This window comes from Candidatus Puniceispirillum marinum IMCC1322 (genome assembly GCF_000024465.1).
Classification (GTDB): Bacteria; Pseudomonadota; Alphaproteobacteria; order Puniceispirillales; family Puniceispirillaceae; genus Puniceispirillum; species Puniceispirillum marinum.
In genome coordinates this window covers 2,515,218-2,536,129 of sequence record NC_014010.1, presented here as the reverse complement: position 1 = coordinate 2,536,129, position 20,912 = coordinate 2,515,218, and the positions used below count along the sequence as shown (strand labels likewise).

The 20,912-nt window shown below is 51.2% G+C and carries 18 protein-coding genes; 7 read left to right on the top strand and 11 right to left on the bottom strand.

Annotation, left to right across the window (positions count from 1 at the left end):
* Window positions 1-25 precede the first annotated feature (25 nt).
* Both SAR116_RS11880 and SAR116_RS11875 read left to right on the top strand, forming a co-directional pair.
* Window positions 26-802 carry an MlaA family lipoprotein gene (locus SAR116_RS11880; RefSeq protein WP_013047190.1) on the top strand — a complete coding sequence of 259 codons (777 nt, stop codon included), beginning with the start codon at window positions 26-28 and terminating at the stop codon, window positions 800-802.
* Window positions 802-1,431, top strand: a complete 630-nt coding sequence (locus tag SAR116_RS11875) for an MlaC/ttg2D family ABC transporter substrate-binding protein (protein ID WP_013047189.1) — start codon at window positions 802-804, stop codon at window positions 1,429-1,431. Before SAR116_RS11880 ends, SAR116_RS11875 begins: the two co-directional genes overlap by 1 nt.
* 23 nt (window positions 1,432-1,454) lie before the next feature.
* Here the strand turns inward: SAR116_RS11875 and ettA are convergent, their stop codons facing one another.
* Window positions 1,455-3,134: an energy-dependent translational throttle protein EttA gene (gene ettA, locus SAR116_RS11870; protein WP_013047188.1), complete on the bottom strand. Its 1,680-nt coding sequence runs from the start codon at window positions 3,132-3,134 to the stop codon at window positions 1,455-1,457.
* Window positions 3,135-3,385: 251 nt separating this feature from the next.
* Here ettA and SAR116_RS11865 point away from each other — a divergent pair, with 251 nt between their 5' ends.
* Window positions 3,386-3,733, top strand: a complete 348-nt coding sequence (locus SAR116_RS11865; protein WP_013047187.1) for a hypothetical protein — start codon at window positions 3,386-3,388, stop codon at window positions 3,731-3,733.
* A gap of 35 nt (window positions 3,734-3,768) precedes the next feature.
* Here SAR116_RS11865 and SAR116_RS11860 read toward each other — a convergent pair whose 3' ends face one another.
* Window positions 3,769-4,161: a hypothetical protein gene (locus SAR116_RS11860; protein ID WP_013047186.1), complete on the bottom strand. Its 393-nt coding sequence runs from the start codon at window positions 4,159-4,161 to the stop codon at window positions 3,769-3,771.
* Here SAR116_RS11860 and SAR116_RS11855 point away from each other — a divergent pair.
* The gene (locus SAR116_RS11855; RefSeq protein WP_013047185.1) at window positions 4,160-5,185 is read left to right on the top strand and encodes an RluA family pseudouridine synthase; all 1,026 of its coding nucleotides are present in this window, start codon (window positions 4,160-4,162) and stop codon (window positions 5,183-5,185) included. The two genes, SAR116_RS11860 and SAR116_RS11855, sit on opposite strands and share 2 nt — an antisense overlap.
* Before the next feature lie 140 nt (window positions 5,186-5,325).
* A complete protein-coding gene (gene rpoH / locus SAR116_RS11850) occupies window positions 5,326-6,264 on the top strand; it encodes an RNA polymerase sigma factor RpoH (RefSeq protein WP_013047184.1) in 939 nt (312 codons plus the stop codon).
* Between the two features lie 28 nt (window positions 6,265-6,292).
* Here rpoH and SAR116_RS11845 read toward each other — a convergent pair whose 3' ends face one another.
* Window positions 6,293-6,739, bottom strand: coding sequence for a hypothetical protein (locus SAR116_RS11845; RefSeq protein ID WP_013047183.1), 447 nt, complete (start codon window positions 6,737-6,739; stop codon window positions 6,293-6,295).
* 443 nt (window positions 6,740-7,182) lie between these two features.
* Between SAR116_RS11845 and SAR116_RS11840 the strand changes: the two genes are divergently transcribed.
* Window positions 7,183-8,016 carry a hypothetical protein gene (locus SAR116_RS11840; protein WP_013047182.1) on the top strand — a complete coding sequence of 278 codons (834 nt, stop codon included), beginning with the start codon at window positions 7,183-7,185 and terminating at the stop codon, window positions 8,014-8,016.
* 570 nt (window positions 8,017-8,586) lie between these two features.
* Complete coding sequence (locus SAR116_RS11835; protein ID WP_041860946.1) at window positions 8,587-8,991, top strand: type II toxin-antitoxin system PemK/MazF family toxin; 405 nt, start codon at window positions 8,587-8,589, stop codon at window positions 8,989-8,991.
* A 209-nt stretch (window positions 8,992-9,200) separates the two neighbouring features.
* Here the strand turns inward: SAR116_RS11835 and SAR116_RS11830 are convergent, their stop codons facing one another.
* The 8 genes from SAR116_RS11830 to SAR116_RS13375 form a co-directional block, all read right to left on the bottom strand.
* Entirely contained in the window at window positions 9,201-10,508 is a 1,308-nt protein-coding gene (locus tag SAR116_RS11830; RefSeq protein ID WP_013047178.1) for an adenylosuccinate synthase, read from the bottom strand.
* A 208-nt stretch (window positions 10,509-10,716) separates the two neighbouring features.
* Complete coding sequence (gene serA, locus SAR116_RS11825; RefSeq protein WP_013047177.1) at window positions 10,717-12,300, bottom strand: phosphoglycerate dehydrogenase; 1,584 nt, start codon at window positions 12,298-12,300, stop codon at window positions 10,717-10,719.
* Window positions 12,301-12,381: 81 nt separating this feature from the next.
* Window positions 12,382-13,557: a phosphoserine transaminase gene (locus SAR116_RS11820; protein ID WP_013047176.1), complete on the bottom strand. Its 1,176-nt coding sequence runs from the start codon at window positions 13,555-13,557 to the stop codon at window positions 12,382-12,384.
* 146 nt (window positions 13,558-13,703) lie between these two features.
* Window positions 13,704-15,071 (bottom strand): phosphoglucosamine mutase, encoded by a 1,368-nt coding sequence (glmM, locus tag SAR116_RS11815; protein WP_190275491.1) that lies wholly within the window; start codon window positions 15,069-15,071, stop codon window positions 13,704-13,706.
* A 101-nt stretch (window positions 15,072-15,172) separates the two neighbouring features.
* Window positions 15,173-16,264, bottom strand: coding sequence for a dihydropteroate synthase (gene folP / locus SAR116_RS11810; protein WP_013047174.1), 1,092 nt, complete (start codon window positions 16,262-16,264; stop codon window positions 15,173-15,175).
* A gap of 16 nt (window positions 16,265-16,280) precedes the next feature.
* On the bottom strand, window positions 16,281-18,200 hold the full coding sequence (gene ftsH / locus SAR116_RS11805; RefSeq protein WP_041860944.1) for an ATP-dependent zinc metalloprotease FtsH: 1,920 nt from the start codon (window positions 18,198-18,200) through the stop codon (window positions 16,281-16,283).
* A gap of 48 nt (window positions 18,201-18,248) precedes the next feature.
* Complete coding sequence (tilS, locus tag SAR116_RS13380) at window positions 18,249-19,583, bottom strand: tRNA lysidine(34) synthetase TilS (protein ID WP_013047172.1); 1,335 nt, start codon at window positions 19,581-19,583, stop codon at window positions 18,249-18,251.
* Between the two features lie 8 nt (window positions 19,584-19,591).
* Complete coding sequence (locus tag SAR116_RS13375; RefSeq protein WP_013047171.1) at window positions 19,592-20,842, bottom strand: tol-pal system YbgF family protein; 1,251 nt, start codon at window positions 20,840-20,842, stop codon at window positions 19,592-19,594.
* Window positions 20,843-20,912: the final 70 nt, after the last annotated feature.

Sequence of the window (20,912 nt, the reverse complement as noted above, 5' to 3'; positions counted from 1 at the left end):
ATTTTACGTGGGTATGGAATTAGACATGACTACAGGCAGATGCATCCAAATCCTGCGTTCGCATATTTTGATCCTGACCAGCATCGGAACATTCGCAGCCTGTTCCAGCGTTCCGGAGACCCAGCGCAGTGATATGCGCGATCGTTATGAAGATAGCAACCGGGCTGTTTTTGACTTTAACATGGGCTTTGACACCTATGTTGTTGAACCTGTGGCCAGCGGTTACCGTAAAGCCGTACCCGAAGGCGGACAAACCGCCATTGCACATCATCTGGCATGGGCCGGATTACCATCCACCGCGATCAATTCTTCGCTGCAAGGCAAATATGAAAATGCCGGACTTGCTGTGCTTAATTTTGCGATTAACGGCCTAACACTGGGATTTGTCGATCTGATGGGGGACGACGCTGCCCCCATTTATAAAGAAGATTTTGGCCAGACGCTTGCCGCCGCCGATATTGACGAAGGTTCATATCTGATGGTGCCGTTTCTGGGGCCACATACGACACGAAGCCTGACTGGACGTGTTGTTGATATGGTTATGAATCCCTATTCAATTGTTGAAGCAGGTGCCCCGCTTCAAACATGGCAGACAGCACGCGCGCCAGCAGCAGCAGTCTCGTTTCGCGCCGCTAATTTTGAGGCCTTCAATGACGTGAAATATAACGCACTGGATCCCTATGCGCGGACACGGTCGGTCTATTACCAGCAACGAAACGGATTGCTGGGTGATAAGTTACGTGGCGGCGGAACCTCATCAGCCGATGACGAATTTGAAGATTTCTTTGGAGAGGACGGATAATGACACGACGTTTCTTTAGTCAAATTTTTGTTATATTTGCCATGCTTTTCACCTTGCCTGTATTGGCACCAGAATCTGCTTTTGCCAATAATCAGATCGAAAGAGCCGAAACCCATGTCAACAATATGATGCTGGATTTACAAGGGTTTCTTGATTCCGGCTCGGATGATCTTGGAAAACGCACAGAAACCGTCACCTATCTTCTGGACAGCTATTTTGATCTTCCCTTGATCGCGCGGTTTTCTGCTGGTGCTTACTGGCGCAAAGCCACTCCAATCGAGCGACAGACATATAGCGATATCATGCGCGAAGTCATGATCGGCACCATTGTCCGCAATTTTGACCAGCTTTCCGGCCTAGAATACAGCCCTGTAAAAAGCACTGCCAAAGGTGAGAAGCTGGTGCTTGTCGGTGGTACCTTTACGGATCAGGCAAAAACCCGTGAACCGGTTGCTATCAATTGGCGCGTCACAACGCCCGCTGATGGTGATGCCCGGGTCATGGATGTCGAGATTGAAAACATCTCAATGCTTGTCACACAGAAAAACGAAAATATCGCGATCATTCGGAAGAATCAGGGCAATTTCTCAGCCCTGATTGATGCTATGCGTTCAAAAATCGACAAATAACAACCACCTGTCAGGTGATATTATTAGCGGCTGATTGGCTTATATTTGATTCGTGTCGGGCGGTCTGCATCGGCTCCAAGGCGGCGTTTCTTGTCAGCTTCATAGGCTTCATAATTACCTTCAAACCACTCAACATGGCTATCGCCTTCAAATGCCAAAATATGAGTCGCAATCCGGTCAAGGAACCAGCGATCGTGGCTGACCACCACCGCGCAGCCGGCAAATTCATCAAGCGCTTCTTCAAGCGCGCGTAGCGTATCGACATCCAGATCATTTGTCGGCTCATCAAGCAGCAACAGGTTAGCCCCGCTTTTCAGCATCCGTGCCAGATGTACACGGTTACGCTCACCGCCGGATAGTTGCCCGACATGCTTTTGCTGATCGGCACCTTTGAAGTTAAACTGACCAACATAGGCACGTGACGCCATCGTGCGCTTGCCAAGCTCAATCTCATCCAGCCCATCCGAAATCACTTCCCAGACAGTCTTGTCATCAGCCAGGGAATCGCGCGACTGGTCAACATAACCAAGCTTGACTGTGTCACCGACCGTAAATGTGCCAGCATCTGTTGACTCAACGCCAGTGATCATTTTGAACAATGTTGTCTTACCCGCACCGTTTGGACCAATCACCCCGACAATACCGCCAGGCGGCAAGCGGAATGACAGATCGTCAATCAGTAACCGATCACCAAAGCCCTTTTGAATGCCCTCGGCATTGATAACAATGTCACCAAGACGCGGCCCAGCCGGAATGGTGATGCGGGCAGTATCGGTCTGACGCTGCTGGTCTTCGGCAAGTAGTTTTTCATAGGCGTTGATACGGGCTTTTGATTTGGCCTGACGCGCTTTTGGTGCCGAACGCACCCAGTCAAGTTCACGTGACAGTGACTTAACGCGGGCATCATCGGCTTTGCCTTCCTGTTCAAGCCGCTTATGCTTTTGTTCTAGCCAGCCTGTATAATTACCCTCATAGGGAATTCCTGCCCCGCGATCGAGTTCCAGAATCCAGCCAGCAACATCGTCAAGAAAATAGCGATCGTGGGTGATGGTGACGACAGTGCCCGGAAAATCATGTAGAAACTTTTGCAACCATGCCACTGATTCGGCATCAAGATGGTTGGTCGGTTCATCAAGCAACAGCATATCCGGTGCGCTTAGTAGCAATTTACACAAGGCAACGCGGCGCTTTTCACCACCCGACAGTTTGGTAACATCGGCATCACCCGGCGGTACGCGCAACGCATCCATCGCAATTTCGGCTTTGCGCTCAAGATCCCAACCATCAATTGCATCAATTTCTTCCTGCAATTCGGCCTGTTCGGTGATCACCGCATTCATTTCGTCATCGGTCATTTCTTCGGCGAATTTGGCGCTCACTTCATTAAAGCGATCAACAAGCTCCTTGGCGCGCCCCATGCCCGACAGCACATTGCCCGTCACATCCATACTGGTATCAAGTTCGGGTTCCTGTGCCAGATAGCCAACCTTGATGCCATCAGCCGCCCATGCTTCACCCTGAAAGTCGGTCTCAATGCCCGCCATGATGCGCAATAAGGTTGATTTACCTGCACCATTCAGACCAAGCACGCCAATTTTGGCACCTGGCAAAAACGATAGATTGATGTTTTTCAACACTTCCTTGCCGCCAGGCCATGCTTTGCTGAGACGGCTCATTACGTAGACATACTGATGACTGGACATGCTTCACCTTTGGTTTGAAATGCGGGGTGCCTGTGGCTTTCGGCATTTATATTACTGAACCTTGTTTTATCGGGTTTTGGGGCAAAGCACCAGATATGATCACCAGCTTTCTGCATAAACGCCCAAATTCCGCCCAAAAATAGCGTTTAAATTTCTATTCTGTGGTTGCGAAAGATATGGTTTTGTAGCTTAATGACAGCGCATTATGGCAGATGACGCCAACGCGTAAAGATGCAGTGAAAGTTTTAATAATGGTATCTCACGTTCCAGCTTTGGGCATTCTACTGGATTTGCTTTTTGGCATTCTCATGTGGGCGAGTTGTGCGCAGTTTATGCTGACTATTTTTGTCAATGAAGACAGTAAAATTATGCTGTTAAGCATTATCAGGAAAACCACCGCGGGCGGCTTATTTATTGTCCGCTATATTGCACCTTCATTGCTGGTGAATAAGGTGATGCCGCTTTATCTGGCTTTTGTGCTGTTCATTCTGCGCTTTTACGCCCTGCCCGCGATACTGGGTTATGATGTGGTCAGCTTTAGCGCCATGCCGCTTGAAGCCCTGATCAAAGGCGTCTTCGTCGATTTTGGATTGATATGAAACGCTGATAATGCTGTACCGCAGGCTGGCGCGCATTAATCAGATAATATCGACATTTTCTGCGTCACCTGACCGGTGCCATTGACCCGCCAGACCATCTGCCCCTTGGCATTTTCCAGAACCAGAAGCATATCGCCCTTTTCTGCATCGCTGGCGCTGATAATGCGGGTGTCAGCAGGCACGACAAGTTCGATTTCAACAGCCTCTTTAACCGCATTCGATGCGGTCATGCGTGAATATATGGTGACAATGATTGTCACTAATGCCGCCACAATCAATACCGCCATGATGACGCTCATCGCCTTGATCAGGCCCAGATGCCCAATCACCGCCGATGGTGCTTCGCCATCTGCCATGCCAGTTTTTGCATCAATATCGGTGTCTTGATTTGTATTGTTGGTCGATTTTGCGTTATTGTCCGCCATCATGACTCATTCGCACCCTACACAATCGGTTACCTTGTCAATCACTGCACCAGCCGAAGCCGTCGCACAGCGGATCGACAAATTTCTGGCCGAACATCTTGATGATGATGGCCAGTCTTTGTCTCGAAGCCGGATCAAGGCGTTAATTCTTGATAAACGGCTTCTTGAAGATGGCCGAACCTTAGCTGATCCCTCAAGCACGGTCAAACCCCTGTGCCATTATGCGCTGGAATTACCACCGCCTGTTGATGCCACCCCAAAGGCCGAAAACATCCCGCTTGATGTGCTGTATGAAGACGCCCATATCATCGTGCTGAATAAACCTGCCGGCATGGTTGTACATCCGGCACCCGGTTCGCTGACCGGCACATTGGTTAATGCGCTGATTGCCCATTGCGGCGATAGCCTGACCGGCATTGGCGGGGTTATGCGCCCAGGCATCGTTCACCGGCTGGATAAGGATACATCAGGTGTGATGATGGCGGCCAAAACCGATGCTGCGCATCATACGCTGACCAGCATGTTCGCCGCGCATGATCTTGATCGCCGCTATCACGCGCTGGTCTGGGGCACCGGTGTTGACCGCGACGGCATGGTCGATGCCCCGCTTGGCCGTTCAACGCATGACCGCAAAAAACAGGCGGTTAACCCCCGTGGACGTCATGCGATCACGCATTGGCGTGTCATGCGCACCTTGCCACCCTTTGGCAGTCTGGTTGAATGCACATTGGAAACCGGACGTACGCACCAGATCCGCGTGCATATGGCACATATCGGTTATCCAGTGATTGGCGACCCACTTTATGGCCGCGCGCCACGTGCCGGACAGATGCCTGATACACGGGCGCGCACCGGTCTGGCACAAATGCGGGCTTTTAACCGACAGGCCCTGCATGCAGCGCATCTGGGTTTCGAACATCCGATAACAGGTGAAGCGCTGGCCTTTACCGCCCCAATGCCGCCGGATATGGCCTCATTACAGAGCCTTATGGAAGATACGGTCGCCATGCGTGCAAAGGGTATGTAATAACCCTGAAAAGGCCAAAAGCCTGAAAAATACTTTTGCCGAAAACTGCCTTAATCCCGCCCTCTTTACATGTATAATTGCTATTATTATATAAAACATATGAATATTGCTAGGTAATGACCCCGCAACAGGAGACATAAATGGCAACTGCAACATCGAAGCCCAGATCAACGATGCCCGCAATCAGCCCCGATGGCAATCTGTCGCGCTATCTTGAACAGATACGTGCGTTTCCCATGCTGGAGCCAAAGCAGGAATATATGCTGGCGAAAGCGTGGAAAGAAAAAGGTGACGTTGAATCGGCGCATCAGCTGGTGACCAGCCATTTGCGCCTTGTTGCCAAGATTGCGATGGGCTATCGCGGTTATGGCTTGCCTGTTGCCGACCTGATTTCCGAAGGCAATCTGGGCATGATGCACGCGGTCAAGAAATTCGAGCCCGAAAAGGGATTCCGTCTGGCTACCTATGCCATGTGGTGGATCAAGGCGGCGATTCAGGAATATATCCTGCGCAGCTGGTCGCTGGTAAAAATCGGCACCACGGCCGGACAGAAAAAGCTGTTTTTCAATCTGCGCCGCATCAAGGGCCAGATTCAGGCGATTGATGAAGGTGATCTGAAACCCGAACAGGTCACCCATATCGCCGATGAACTGAATGTGACCGAAGCCGAAGTCATGTCGATGAACCAGCGCATGGCGGGTAATGACCGGTCGCTGAATGTGCCGCTTAGCCGTGATGGTGAAGGCACTGGCGAATGGCAGGATTGGCTGGAAGATGACACGGTCGATCAGGAAACCAGCTTTGCCGAGCATGAAGAATATTCGGCCAGAGCCAATCTGATGATGGATGCGATGAAGGGGTTGAACGAACGCGAACAGCGCATTCTTCAGGCACGCCGTCTTGCCGAGCCGCCTTTGACGCTGGAAGACCTTGCGGGTGAATTTAATGTCAGCCGCGAACGTATCCGCCAGATCGAAGTGCGCGCCTTTGAAAAATTGCAAAAGGCCGTGCGTGACAAGGCCAATGAGCTGAAATTACTACCCACTCAGGATGTCGCCGAACCCGCTTTATTGGGGTAATCGGGTCTGGAATCCCGCAGTCGCCCGATCATGGTAGCATCTGCATCATGTCCCGATCGATCATGCTATCGATGTCACGCAGGATCAGGCGGTCAACCTCGCTTTCCAGATAGCGGCAATCGGTCAAAGAAGCCGGATCGGCATAATGGCACCCATAGCTGAAAGCATAAAGCGCCAGCATCCGGCCAGCCTCATCCTGTGCGCATAGCGGCAGATACACCCCCTCGGCGGCGCGATAGGCACAATAATCGTCAAAGCGCATCGGCAATTCATCATCATGCAAGGCAGGTGTGCAGCCCATCAGCCCGATTTTCCCCATGCCCGCGATCATCATCAGCACAATTACAAGCATCAGAGCCAGCATCCACGCATTGCGGGCGATGATGCGGCCTGCCCCGATCCAGCCAAGCCAATCCAGCCGATTTTGCCAATCCAGCCGATTTTGTTGATGCGAAATAAATCTGCCTTGCCGCATGATGCCCCCGCGCTATCGCTTTTGGCGACCCGAAGGCAAAGGCGGCGCATGTAACCCGATCATGAAATGGCCACCCTGGTATCAGGCCGGCCACAACACAACTTTACTTTTATGACATGCATATCAGCGAAGTTCCTGCTTATTCCCCAAAAGGGTATTATATTCAGCAGGCGACCCGACAAGGGGTCGCTAATACGCATATCTAGAAGTCGTGCTTGTGGCACCACAACCATACGAAGCGACCCATTGGATGGCAAATCCGGTGTCGCCCTGGCATGAATATTCAGGATTCATGCGGGATTGCGGCCAGCCGACTTCACATCAAAAGGTTAATTTGAGCACGATTTTACTCAACTCAGCCCGCAGAATGGCACCGTTAACCATTTGTTAACACCCCGTAGGTTATGGTGATGGGGTTAAGCATGAATTGAGGGGGTGGAGAGATGGCAGAGGAAAGAAAAAACTGGATTGTAAAAGTAATTGACTGGGGGTTCAAAGAGATTTGGCCATTGTTGCTAGTCTATCCTTTTGTCCAAATCGTTTTCCAAGGGATTTCTATTTATCTAATCGGTTGGCCAACATGGTTTGAAGCTGGTTTGAATACACTAGCCCAGCCTTTGAAAATATCGGAAATAGTAAACGGAATACTTACATTAATTTTGGTGATACTAGGACTTAGCGTTGCTGCCAGAAGATTACTTCAAGCTAATCAACAGCTTAAGCAACAAAACAAACAAATAAATATCCAGCTTGAGTCAATGAAACAGCAACGATTTCATGACGCCGTAGGACGGCTAAGTAGAGATGAGGAATACACGAAACTCGGAGCATTAACTGCCATTCGCGAAACATGCACAGAAAAAGACTCACCATTTTTTAAAGAGGCTAGGCAGATTTTACGAGAATTTTTAAAAATAAACACAAATCAAATAATATCACCTGAGTCCAACAGATATTTAACTTCTTCACATAATCCAATTTCAGCGGTCGGCAATCTAGCTTTCAATACCTTGATCGATATTATTTACACGCAACAATATCAGATAGAAATGATAGATGGACGAGAACAAATCCAAAATTTTGCATTGATCAATCTTAGGGTAGATCGGGGCGCCACTCTCAAATCAATCAAATTTTCAAATTGTGATATGCGAAACAGTATCTTTTGTGAGTCCACCCTAGACGATGTTGTTTTCATGCCTGGACATATAACACCAACCTATCCTCAAAATTCTCCTGCTCCAGACCTTTCTTTCGCAAATTTTTACTGCTACTAAGTTTAAAAATTGTATTTTTCTAAATACTGATATTTCTGGTGCCACATTTACCGCATCGTCTGGTCTTACAGAACGTGATGATTTACGTGGTTGTTTTTACTCTAATGAGCACCCACCAAGAGGCGTGCCCGATGGCCTTTTATTGAATTTTCCGTATTCAGAGGTGACTAGAGAAGCCTGCACACCAGAAGAGCTTGACCAATTTTTTGCAAACTATCCACACTTCACAAGGCATACTTTTTTGGATAATGGCCAAAATGTCGAGGCTGTAAAAATCGATCTCTCAGAAGCAGTAAATGAAGATGATCCCATAGAAACATTAAGAACTATAATGGGTAAGCCTGTGAATACCTAACCCCTAGCCCACAAACGGGTCGCGCATCAGGATCGTATCGTCGCGTTCGGGGCTGGTCGATACCAGTCACTGCGCGGAATTGCGGGGTGACAAGATGAAGGCCATCATTGATCTTCCAAGCTGAAATGCCAGTATTTTGCGCAATTTATGAATCGCGATAAAATTCATTACATCTGAATTTCGGCGTGATAGCCGCCAATAGACCACAGGGTAGCATGGCATTAAAATACCACCCACCCACCGGATCGATTGTAACAGTCGATTTTGACCACGGCTTCAAGCCCCCTGAGATGGTAAAACGGCGTCTTGCCGTAGTAATTTCAACACCTATAAAAGAGCGCGCTGGCTTATGCACAATTATTCCGCTTAGCACCTCACATCCGCGTAAAATAATGCCTTATCACTATCTTTTGAACATCCCATTTACGCTTCCAAAAAGATGGGGCAACCAGCCACGCTGGGTGAAAGGCGATATGATTTATTCGCTTGGATTTCACCGCATCGATTTGTTATCGCTTGGCAAAGACGTAAACGGTAAGAGAAGATACCAAAAATCCAAAATAAACGCGGCGGATTTATCCGCTATAAAGGCATGCGTCCGTGCGTCATTAAATCTGTAACTTTGACAAAAAGGTGAATATGGCCTATATTAAAGATGTTGCGGCACTGCTTTGCATCCGCATTAAGACCCTACCAAGGGCCACTGGCCATGAGTTGATTACAAAATTTGGCCAGTGCTGAAAGACCCCGCTTATATGTGGGGTCTTTGTTTTTGCGCATATTGGCAAATGGGTTTTTGCGCATATTGTCAGATTTCTAAGCCTAACCCCTAGCCCACAAACGGGTCGCGCATCAGGATCGTATCGTCGCGCTCGGGGCTGGTCGATACCAAGGTCACGGGCGTGCGCGTCAGTTCTTCGAGACGGCGGATATATTTGACCGCATTCGCGGGCAGGCTGGCCCAATCGCGGGCGCCCTGCGTGCTTTCATGCCAGCCGGGCATTTCCTCGTAAATTGGTGTACAGGCCGCCTGTGCGCGCGCATCGGCGGGGAAATGATCGAGTTCTATGACGCTGCCATCCGCCTGTTCCAGCCGGTAGCCAACACAGATTTTCAACACATCAAACCCGTCCAGCACATCCAGCTTGGTCAAGGCCATGCCGGTAATGCCTGCCACGGCATTTGCCTGACGCACCATGACCGCGTCAAACCAGCCACAACGGCGCTTGCGCCCTGTCACGGTGCCAAATTCACGGCCACGTTCACCCATGCGGGTGCCATCATCGCCGAAATCTTCGGTCGGAAAGGGACCACTGCCAACGCGGGTGGTATAGGCCTTGGTAATGCCCAGAACAAAGCCGATGCTGGTCGGGCCGGTGCCAGCGCCCGTCGCCGCCTGCCCCGCCACGGTATTGCTGGAGGTCACGAACGGATAGGTGCCATGATCGATATCGAGCATGACGCCCTGCGCGCCTTCAAACAGCACCTTCTGGCCTTGATCGCGTGCCTGTTCCAGTGCGCGCCAGCTTTGTCCGGCATAGACCATGATCGCATCGCGCATTGCCAGCAGATCGTCCTTCATCTGGCTGGCATCAACCAGATCATGCCCGCCCGCGGCCAGCCACACATTATGATGCGCGGCCAGGGCGGTCAGCTTTTCAAGCAGGGTTTCTTCGCTGGCCAGATCGCCAAGACGCACCGCACGACGGGCAATTTTATCTTCATAGGCAGGGCCGATACCGCGACCCGTAGTGCCGATTTTGGCATCCCCACGCATCGCTTCGCGCGCCGCATCAATCGCTTTATGCACCGGCAGGATCAGCGCGGCATTTTCCGACACGATCAGGCTTTCGGGGGATATTTCGGCACCTTGCGAACGCAGCAAGTCAATCTCGGACAATAGATGTGCCGGATCGATCACCACACCATTGCCAATCACCGATAATTTGCCTGGCCGCACAATGCCCGATGGCAATAATGATAATTTATATTCAACCCCGTCAATGACCAATGTATGTCCGGCATTATGTCCGCCCTGAAAGCGCACGACGACATCAGCGCGGCTGGACAGCCAGTCAACGATCTTGCCTTTACCTTCATCACCCCACTGGGCACCAATCACTGCAACATTCGACATTAGGTCATCCTTAAGGCTGTGCGCGGTCTGACCCGCATAAAATTCGATCATCTTTTGAGTGGCAGGAATGCCCCGCGACGATATGCCGGACTTTGCCAGCACCTTTCATAACATTGCCTTGGCAAGCAGGGCAAGAATACAGGTGCGATTAGCTGCATTCCTGCGGTGAAAAATGCCTGTTACTGGAACTGCCTATTGTTGAAATTGCCTATTGTTGGAACTGTAGGGCATCAACACGCACCACCTGTTTCAACGCGCGCAAATCGCCAAGCATGCTGTCGGGCAGTTCGCCATCAATTTCAACCAGCGCAACCGCCTCGCCGCCGACATCACGGCGTCCCAGATGAAAAGTCGCAATATTGACGCCATATTTGCCGCATAGGGTGCCAAGATCACCAATAAAGCCGGGCTTGTCATAATTCCGCAGATATAAAAGATGCGCGGGAAAGTCCGATTCAACGGCGATATGCTGTACCTCGACGATCCGTGCCTTGTCACCACCAACCAACGTGCCGGCGATCGTACGCGAACCTGACGCATGTTTGATTGTCACCCGTAGCAAGGTTTCATAATCACATTGGCGATCATGACGCACCGTTGAAACGGCGATGCCATTGGCGCTGGCCACCGCCGCGGCATTGACCATATTGACCGATTCCATGACCGGCCCCAGCAGACCTGCCAAGGTGCTGGCAACAATCGGTTCCGGATTAAGCACCGCCGCCTTGCCATCAAGCTCGATCGATACAGATTGCAGACCTTCGCTTTCAACCTGTCCCAGAAAGCTGCCAAGCTGACGACCCAGCACCATATAGGGCTTCAAGATTGGCGCTTCTTCGGCACTGACCGAGGCCATATTGAGCGCGTTGGTTACCGCGCCCTTGACCAGAAAATCGGCCATCTGTTCGGCAACCTGCAACGCGACCTTTTCCTGTGCTTCGGTGGTGCTGGCCCCCAGATGCGGCGTCGCCACCACGTTATCCATGCCAAACAGGATATTATCCGTTGCCGGTTCGTTTTCAAATACATCCAGTGCCGCGCCTGCGACATGCCCCGTTCCCAGCGCCGCCGCCAAGGCCATTTCATCAACCAGACCGCCACGGGCGCAATTCACGATCCGCACGCCCTTTTTGGTCTTGTTCAGCGCATCGGCGCTGATGATATTACGGGTGCCATCGGTCAGCGGCGTATGCAGGGTAATAAAATCAGCCTGTGCCAGCAATTCATCGAGTTCTACTTTTTCAATGCCCAGCCGGGTTGCATTTTCAGGTGTCAGATACGGATCATATCCCATCACCCGCATTTTCAGCCCTTGCGCGCGATCAGCAACAATCGCACCAATATTGCCACAGCCGATAATGCCCAGCCGCTTGCCGGTAATTTCGGTACCCATGAAGCGGGATTTTTCCCATTTGCCCGCTTGCGTCGATTCATTAGCCGCAGGAATCTGGCGTGCCAGTGACAATATCATCGTGATCGCGTGTTCGGCGGTGGTAACAGCATTGCCGAATGGCGTGTTCATAACCACAACGCCGCGTTTGGTGGCTTCGGGAATGTCGACATTATCAACGCCAATGCCCGCACGGCCAACGACTTTCAGATTTGGTGCGGCATCCAGAATATCCCTAGTCACCTTGGTCGCCGAGCGTATCGCTAGCCCATCATATTCGCCAATGATCGCTGCCAACTCATCGGGTGACAGGCCAGGCTTTACATCAACATCAACGCCGCGTTCGGTGAAAATATCCACGGCGCGGGGGCTTAGTTTATCGCTTATCAATACTTTTGGCATGATCTGCCCTTTCATTCATCTTTATTTATGTGCCAGCAAGCTGGCGTTAATTCGGAAATGACCCTGTTACAAATATGGCAGCTATGCCGACTCCATATGGCGGGCGCGCACCGTTTCATAAGCCCAGTCCAGCCATGGCATCAAAGCTGCCAGATCATCGGTCGCAACCGTTGCCCCCGCCCAGATGCGCAAACCCGACGGCGCATCACGATAGGCACCGATATCGAACGCGACATCTTCATCCGCCAGCACCGCCTGAATATCGGTGGTGATCGCTTTCTGCACAGCGGCATCGGCAGTCACAAACCAGTCATCGCTGATCGATAATGTCACCGAGGTTGGCGAGATGGTCGCTGGATCATGTGCCAGAAAGGCATAATTCGGGGTGTGTTTGATCCAGTCACTGATCACCGCAAAATTGGCATCAACGCGGGCAATCAACGCGGCAAGACCACCTATTGACTCAGCCCAGCATAAGGCGTCATGTGCATCTTCGATTACCAGCATTGACGGCGTGTTGATCGTTGCCCCGTCAAACAGCGCCGTATCAAACACGCCCTTTTTGGTCATCCGGAATAATTTGGGCATTGGCCAGGGCGGGCTGTAGCTTTCCAACCGTTCGACCGCCCGCGGCGACAGGATAATGACGCCATGCGCGCCCTCACCGCCAAGTACCTTTTGAAAGCTGAATGTGGTCACATCAAGCTTGTCCCACGGCAGATGCATGGCAAAACAGGCCGAAGTGGCGTCGCAAATCGTCAGGCCAGCACGATCCGCCGGAATCCAGTCGCCATGCGGCACCCGAACTCCCGAGGTGGTGCCATTCCACGTAAAGACAACGTCATTGTCAAAATTAACCATGCCCAGATCAGGCAAGGCGCCATAATCCGCCTCGATAGCACGGGCATCCTGTATCTTGAGCTGGTTCAGTACATCAGCAACCCATGTCTTGCCAAAAGCTTCCCACGCCAGCACATCAACGCCGCGCGCACCCAGTAATGACCAGAGCGCCATTTCAACCGCGCCCGTATTCGAACCCGGCACAATCGCGATATGATAATCGGATGGCAGTCCCAGAAGGGTACGCATCTTTATAAGTACGGATTGAATTTTGGCTTTGGGATGTTTGGCGCGGTGCGAGCGACCAAGCACCGAGATATCAAGATCAGAAGCGGACCATCCAGGCCGTTTCTTGGTCGGGCCGCATGAAAAATGCGGAGACGCCGGCTTGATAGCCGGTTTAGCGGAAGGAGACATGGTGATCCTCAGTTCAAAATGTGGCCACCTGTTGGGAGGTGACGACCCGCCCAGAGGAATGACAGACCACCCGCCGCTTGTCAACATACCGCCAAAACGATAAGTGAAATATTTTTGCTTTTGCTAATGTATTGAAAATATGCGGTTTATTTCGTCGCAGACTGAATGCGCAAAATTAGTTCCTGCATAACATTATCAAGAAGCGGCATTTCGTCGGCCTCGACCATCACCCGGATCAGATTTTCGGTGCCTGACGCGCGTACAAGTACCCGCCCCTGACCGTTCATGCTGGCCTCAATCTTGCTGATATCGGCTTGCAAAGCGTCATCAGCCAGAATAGTGCGGTCAATATCATAGATATTTTCCAGTTTCTGCGGGCTGGGGGTAAAGGCAGTGAATAGATCACTGGCGTTTTTATCGCTTCGTTTGAGCAAGGCCAGCATCTGTAAGGCAGCCAGCAAGCCGTCACCTGTGGTCGCATAATCGCTAAGCAGAATATGGCCTGACTGTTCACCACCCAGATTAATGCCCGTTTTGCGCATCGTCTCGAGAATATAGCGATCACCAACCTTTGACCGGTGCAGATCAAGCCCCCATTCCGCCAGCTTGAGTTCTAGCCCGCGGTTCGACATAACCGTACCCACAACACCGCCGCCAGCAAGGCTGCCCGATTGCTGTAGCGCATAGGCCAAGGTCGCCAGCAATTGATCGCCATCAAGCAAATGCCCCTTTTCATCCGCCATGATCAGCCGGTCAGCATCACCATCAAGCGCAATGCCTGCATCTGCGCCATGCGTGACAACAGCCGCCGCCATCATCTGTGGCGATACCGCCCCGCACATATCATTGATATTCATGCCATTGGGCGTCACTGCCAGTGGAATCACATCAACACCAAGCTCGAACAACGTATCAGGCGCGGTGCGATAGGCCGCGCCGTTAGCGCAATCAACCACAATCTTCATACCATCAAGCCGCAAATTCCGTGGAAACGCCGCTTTGGCAAATTCGACATAACGTCCAACCGAGTCCAGCATCCGGCGCGCACGCCCAAGATTTTCGGGTTCGGCCAAGGCAATCGATCCCGCCGCCAATTGAGAAATTTCAGTTTCGATCGCGTCGTCCAGCTTATAACCGTCAGGGCCAAATAATTTGATACCATTATCAGAATGCGGATTATGACTAGCCGAAATCATCACCCCCAACTCGGCACGTAGCGAGCTGGTCAGATAGGCCACTGCTGGCGTTGGCACCGGCCCCAGAAGCCGGCAATCCATCCCAATCGAGGTAAAGCCAGCAACCAATGCCGATTCCAGCATATAGCCCGACAGGCGCGTATCCTTGCCAATCACGACCGACGGACGGCCAGCTTTGCGCCCTGTTTTACCCACCGCATTATTGGCGACAAACCAACTGCCAGCCGCCAGTGCCAAACGGACGATGGCCTCGGCCGTCATCGGCCCTGTGTTGATCCGCGCGCGCACCCCGTCTGTTCCAAATAAACCTGCCATGATTGTCCCTTTACTGCGCGGCACCTCTTCGAGATAGAATAGAGGAGCGCGAAGTCCTTTCACAAGTATCTTTCACCTAAATCAGGCAATAATCAGGCATCAGCTTAAACGGCATCATATAACGCCATCTGCACGGCGATGGCCTGGGCGGTTTCAGGCACATCATGCACGCGGATCATCTGCGCGCCTTCATTGATGCCTTGCAATGCCAATGCGATGCTGCCAGCAAGCCGATCGTCAGCCGCTTCATCTCTGGATATTTTGGCAATGGTGGATTTACGGCTAGCACCAAGCAATAGCGGCACGCCAAGGCCATGAAGCATACCAAACCAGTTCATCAATTCCATATTATGCGTCACAGTCTTGCCAAAGCCAAAGCCCGGATCAACAGCAATTTTATCACGGGGAATGCCCGCATCGATAGCGGCGCTGATACGAGCCTCAAGAAATTCATAAATTTCAACAGGCGCAAACCCATAATGCGGATCATTCTGCATTGACTCAGGCGTGCCTTGCATATGCATGATAATCACCGGCACACCGCTGTCGGATGCCGCCACCAGCGCGCCATCGCCGCGCAACCCACCAACATCATTAATAATACCAGCACCTGCCTTGGTTGCCCGCGTCATGACATCAGCATGTCGTGTGTCCACCGACACCAACGCACCTGCCTTGGCAAGACCCGTGATAGGCGGCAAAATACGCGCCAGTTCCTGATTTCGCGTAATAGGCTCAGCCCCGGGCCGCGTTGACTCACCACCAATGTCAATGATGCTGGCACCTGCCGTCTGCATCGCAGCACCTGCCACAATTGCCTTGGCTGGGGCGTTATGCTGACCACCATCGGAAAAGCTGTCTGGTGTTACATTCAAAATGCCCATAATTTGCGGCTTGTTCATCACCAACCCCGCAAAATCAGCACGCGGCATTGTCAGATGCTCAATAGCCGCAACCGCCTTATTACGGTCATCTGCTGTGGATATGACCGCATCAACATGCATCCGGCGCGCCGCATAGCTGTTATCATCGTCGCGTTGCACAACATCCACATGGCTGAATTGCCGCCAACCACCAGCCAGCGGTAAGGCGCCATCAAGAGGGGTATTTTGCACAAGTGGACGTATCCACGTCGGACATGCAAAAGGCGGCAGTGTAAGTGCCGCCTTATAGTTTATAGGAGCGTAATCAGACACTGGCTAACCTCACTGGCTAAACCGGTTCGTTGCCTGGTTTTTTTGGACGGCCTGATTTAGGCAACCCGGTACGAGACCTTGTTTTCGCCCGTGGGCTTTCAGGCACTTCGTCAGCCGCCTCTTCACGCACAAGTGTTCCGCCTTCAACGATGATGCTGATGTCATTGCCATCAAGCGTTTCATATTCAAGAAGACCTTGGGCAATACGTTCGAGTTCAACACTATGCTTTTTCAAAATTTTAGCAGCCGCACTATAGGCCTCATCGACAATCCTGCGGGTTTCCGCATCGATTATCGAGGCCGTAGCATCAGACATATTCTTTTGCTGTGATACGGACCTGCCAAGGAAAACTTCCTGTTCATCGGCACTATAGGCCAGAAAGCCTAGCTTGTCGGACATGCCCCATTCGGTAACCATACGGCGTGCCATATCGGTCGCCATGCGGATATCAGAAGATGCACCCGTTGTGATCTTATCTTCACCAAAGATCATATCTTCGGCAATACGGCCACCACAGGCCACCCGCAGATCCGCATAGATTTTGTCACGTGCAAGCGAAATTCGGTCACCTTCGGGTAGCCGCATTACCATGCCAAGCGCGCGACCACGAGGAATGATCGTTGCCTTGTGAATCGGATCGGATGCCGGACAATGCAACGCCACAACGGCGTGACCAGCTTCATGATAAGCTGTCAGGCGTTTTTCCTCATCGGTCATCACCATTGAACGGCGTTCAGATCCAAGCATGACCTTGTCTTTTGCTTCTTCAAACTCGCTCATGGATACGGTGCGGCGGCCTTTGCGGGCAGCCAGCAATGCCGCTTCATTGACCAGATTGGCAAGATCCGCACCTGAAAATCCGGGGGTACCGCGGGCGATAATACGTGGCTCTACACCTTCGGCAAGCGGTGTTTTGCGCATATGCACTTTAAGAATTTTTTCACGACCCATTACATCCGGGTTTGGCACCACAACCTGACGGTCAAAACGCCCAGGGCGTAATAAAGCCGGATCAAGCACATCCGGACGGTTCGTTGCGGCGATCAGGATTACCCCTTCATTCGCTTCGAAACCATCCATCTCAACAAGCATCTGGTTCAAGGTCTGTTCGCGTTCGTCATTACCCCCGCCAAGACCAGCACCACGATGCCGGCCAACGGCGTCGATTTCATCGATGAAAATAATACATGGCGCGTTCTTTTTGCCTTGCTCGAACATGTCACGAACACGGCTGGCGCCAACACCAACAAACATTTCGACAAAATCAGAACCTGAAATGGTAAAGAACGGAACATTCGCCTCGCCAGCGATAGCTTTAGCAAGCAATGTTTTACCAGTTCCTGGCGGTCCCACCAGCAAAACACCTTTAGGAATTTTACCACCTAGACGCTGAAATTTACCGGGATCTTTCAGAAACTCGACAACTTCTTCAAGCTCGGTCTTGGCTTCATCAATGCCGGCAACATCTTCAAAAGTTGTGCGACCCTGATGTTCGGTCAGCAATTTTGCACGTGATTTGCCAAAGCCCATCGCACCGCGTGAGCCACCTTGCATCTGTCGCATGAAGAAAATCCAGACGCCGATGAATAAAAGCATCGGGAACCATGACAGAAGAATCGAGAACAGCCCCGGCATATTACTTTCTTCGGGACTGGCAATGATGCGGACATCATTTGCGTCAAGTACCGTCACAACATCGGTTCCCTCAGGCATGACACTGGACACGATCCGGCCTGATTTGGATTTACCTGTCAGGTTGCGACCATCGATAACAACTTCGACAATCTGCTGGCCTTCGACCTCAGCGATAAAATCAGAATAGGCAACCTGATTGGTCTGCGGTGTCGTTGATGGCTGTTGGAACAGATTAAAAAGCCCAAATAAGGCCGCTCCAAAAATGAGCCAGATAATAATATTACGTCCCATATTGTTCACGATTCACAGACCCTTCATCGTTTTGACGGCATTAGCTACCGTCATATTTTACATTGGTTGCAGTGCCTGTCCCGGTGCCAATGGCAAGAATCTAGCATTTGCAGGCGCATCAAGCGCGTTATGGTTATTCGTACTATCCATTATTTGGGGATAAAAGACCTCTTCGTCAAGACTTTGAATGACAGGAATCGACTGGCGGATAATATGCGGGATCACATCCCATTCTGGCGGTAGTGCTGCCCGGGATGGCGTTTGTGCCAATTTCGTATGCCCAAAGGCCAAAACCTTGCCCGGAATCTTGCTAGTAACATGCCAGCAACCAGCAAAAATAGCATCTAAATCTGTCTCTACAGGCTGTTCCTGTAACGTCCTACCCACCTCTCTGACAACCAGATAATCCGTGTTGCCAGCAGGTGTAACCAGACAAGCTGACAAGGTGCTACTTAATCCGCGTTGCATTCGCGTACGAAGTCTACATAGTGCCTCATAGCTAGGGGCATAGGTTTGCCCGCCCACCTGATGAAGCAGACGCCCCATAGCGCGATGCCAAGCAATTTCTGGCATGTCAGCAAGATATGTAGTGGCGTCATGTTTGGTATCAGTTCGATAATCTGGCAAGCGCGCATAACCAGCCGCATCAAGTCTTATATCTCTGGCAAGGCTGTCAGCCAATGTCTGATCCAGCATGGCCAGAAGCTGCCGTGCCGCATCACCAAGTCGGCATAGTTTTGCGCCATAGGCTTTGTCTTGCATCATAAATTGACGCAACCGTATCCTTTCAAATCGACGATCTAAATTACTGGGGTCATCTTCAAATTCACACGCAAAAATCCGGCATATGTCGGCCATACGATCAGCTGGCCAATCTAGCAATGGACGCCCGATCGGTACGCCAGCGCGCCAGCTTGTGCGTTTCATGCCGGCAAGCCCCACCAGACCCGAGTCTTTGCCAAGCCGCATGGCAATCGTTTCGGCCTGATCACCAGCGTGATGGCCAACCAATAATGCCGCATTATCACGGCGGGCATGTGCAAGCATAATCTCAAAGCGCTGCCGACGTGCCCATGCCTGAATACCAGTTTCTGGTGCCTTATCGCTGACCTTTTCGATTTTTACATTGATGCCAAATTTCTGCATCCGTGCGGCAACGCGCGCCGCTTCGGCGCCAGCATTTTCGCGAATACCATGATCGACAATGATAGCGCGATGCGCCTTACCTGACGCCACCGCAAAACGAGACATTAACAAGCATAAAGCGGTACTATCCGCCCCACCGGACAAGGCCGAAACAAAGGAAATATGCTGGTCTAAACCCGCAGCCGACATGGCGGCGGCAAATTCCGTATCAAGGCGCGTCAGCGCATCAGCTGTGAATCCGCGCATGACATCATCTAACTACCGCACTTCGCCGTAGCACTAAGCGTCGCCAGTTGCTTTAGGAATGCTTCAGGCGGTGCGTCAAGCAATTGCGGCAAAGATTCATAGATAGCGCAGGCTTGTTCTGGTTCAGCAAAATGTGAAACCGATTCAGCAATCCACATCGTTGTATCAACAAGGCGGGCATCACCGGGAAAATCACCATTGAATTCGGAAAAGGTCATAGCTGCCTTTTCATATTTTTTGCGCATGAACTGAACACGCCCAAGCCAGTAAACGGCATCAGCCTCGCGCTCATGCCCTTTATTTAACTGTTTGAATTCGGCAAAGGCCGCTTCGGCTGTTTCCAAATCATTCTGCAAAGCCCGACCAAGGGCAAAACGATATTGCTCTTCAGGGCTTGAATCTGGCAAAACCACTGGCTTTGCCGGTACAACAACTTCTTCTGATTGTTTTGTATCTCTGCCAATCTGTGTGGTATCCGTATTTGCCACGGTCTTATCTTTTGCCGACATATCGTTCCCCTGCGCGGTGACATCTGGATCACGTCCCACGCCGGCAACGTCAAGTGCATTTACATTTGCCATATCATCATTCTGGCCAGCATTACCTGAGGGATCAGACCCTGCCGTAAGTCCAGCGGCCCCACTAGCCGTCACACTGCCAGAATTGTTATTGGTGTTCGTATTTTCCTGCATTTTATCGGCAAGTGCCTTTTCGTCAACTGACCAGGTGGTGCCATCCGATCCTTCACTGCGATTCATCAAAACATCAGCGCGCGGCTTTGCCGGATTTGTGTCCTGCCCGATTACAGCATTTGCCAAACTGTCACTGCCCAGCGACAGCAAGGTTTGCATGCGCTTTTCCAAGCGCAAAAGACGAAATTCCGTATCGGATGTTATTTCAAGAGTTCGTTCCATCCGGCGGTTTGTCATCGCGATCATGTCAGTCAGACGTTCCATCTTGTCATTGAGCATCTGCATATCGGCACTTTTAGTGCTGTCACCTTTTGCTGCACTACTATCAAGTTGCTGAATCTTCATACCGATTTCACGCAGGTCTTTTTCCAGCACACCGCGGATTTCCTTTAAACCGGCTTCAAGAATATCCATGCGTTGCTGATGTCGGGTGAGTAGCGCGCTTGTCGTATCACTATTTCCAGTGGTACCTGTAGCCGCACTTTGCGCAAAAGATGTTTCGACTGACATAGCCGCTAACAGAAGCCACAGGCTCAAAATGCGAATGGAATGTGAACGTAGGAACATGTTAGAAGCCTCAAATAATAGCGAGTCATTACAATAGCCTAACTTTTAGGCAAAAATTAGGCACAAAAAA

Coding starts and splice junctions, on each gene's coding strand:
- SAR116_RS11835 (WP_041860946.1), top strand. CDS start 8,587: ATGGCATTAAAATACCACCCACCCACCGGATCGATTGTAACAGTCGAT.
- SAR116_RS11840 (WP_013047182.1), top strand. CDS start 7,183: ATGGCAGAGGAAAGAAAAAACTGGATTGTAAAAGTAATTGACTGGGGG.
- SAR116_RS11855 (WP_013047185.1), top strand. CDS start 4,160: ATGACTCATTCGCACCCTACACAATCGGTTACCTTGTCAATCACTGCA.
- tilS (WP_013047172.1), bottom strand. CDS start 19,583: ATGCGCGGATTCACAGCTGATGCGCTGACGCGCCTTGATACGGAATTT.
- SAR116_RS11860 (WP_013047186.1), bottom strand. CDS start 4,161: ATGATGGCGGACAATAACGCAAAATCGACCAACAATACAAATCAAGAC.
- SAR116_RS11875 (WP_013047189.1), top strand. CDS start 802: ATGACACGACGTTTCTTTAGTCAAATTTTTGTTATATTTGCCATGCTT.
- serA (WP_013047177.1), bottom strand. CDS start 12,300: ATGCCAAAAGTATTGATAAGCGATAAACTAAGCCCCCGCGCCGTGGAT.
- rpoH (WP_013047184.1), top strand. CDS start 5,326: ATGGCAACTGCAACATCGAAGCCCAGATCAACGATGCCCGCAATCAGC.
- SAR116_RS11865 (WP_013047187.1), top strand. CDS start 3,386: ATGGTATCTCACGTTCCAGCTTTGGGCATTCTACTGGATTTGCTTTTT.
- SAR116_RS11845 (WP_013047183.1), bottom strand. CDS start 6,739: ATGCGGCAAGGCAGATTTATTTCGCATCAACAAAATCGGCTGGATTGG.
- ettA (WP_013047188.1), bottom strand. CDS start 3,134: ATGTCCAGTCATCAGTATGTCTACGTAATGAGCCGTCTCAGCAAAGCA.
- SAR116_RS11880 (WP_013047190.1), top strand. CDS start 26: ATGACTACAGGCAGATGCATCCAAATCCTGCGTTCGCATATTTTGATC.
- SAR116_RS11830 (WP_013047178.1), bottom strand. CDS start 10,508: ATGTCGAATGTTGCAGTGATTGGTGCCCAGTGGGGTGATGAAGGTAAA.
- SAR116_RS13375 (WP_013047171.1), bottom strand. CDS start 20,842: ATGTTCCTACGTTCACATTCCATTCGCATTTTGAGCCTGTGGCTTCTG.
- SAR116_RS11820 (WP_013047176.1), bottom strand. CDS start 13,557: ATGTCTCCTTCCGCTAAACCGGCTATCAAGCCGGCGTCTCCGCATTTT.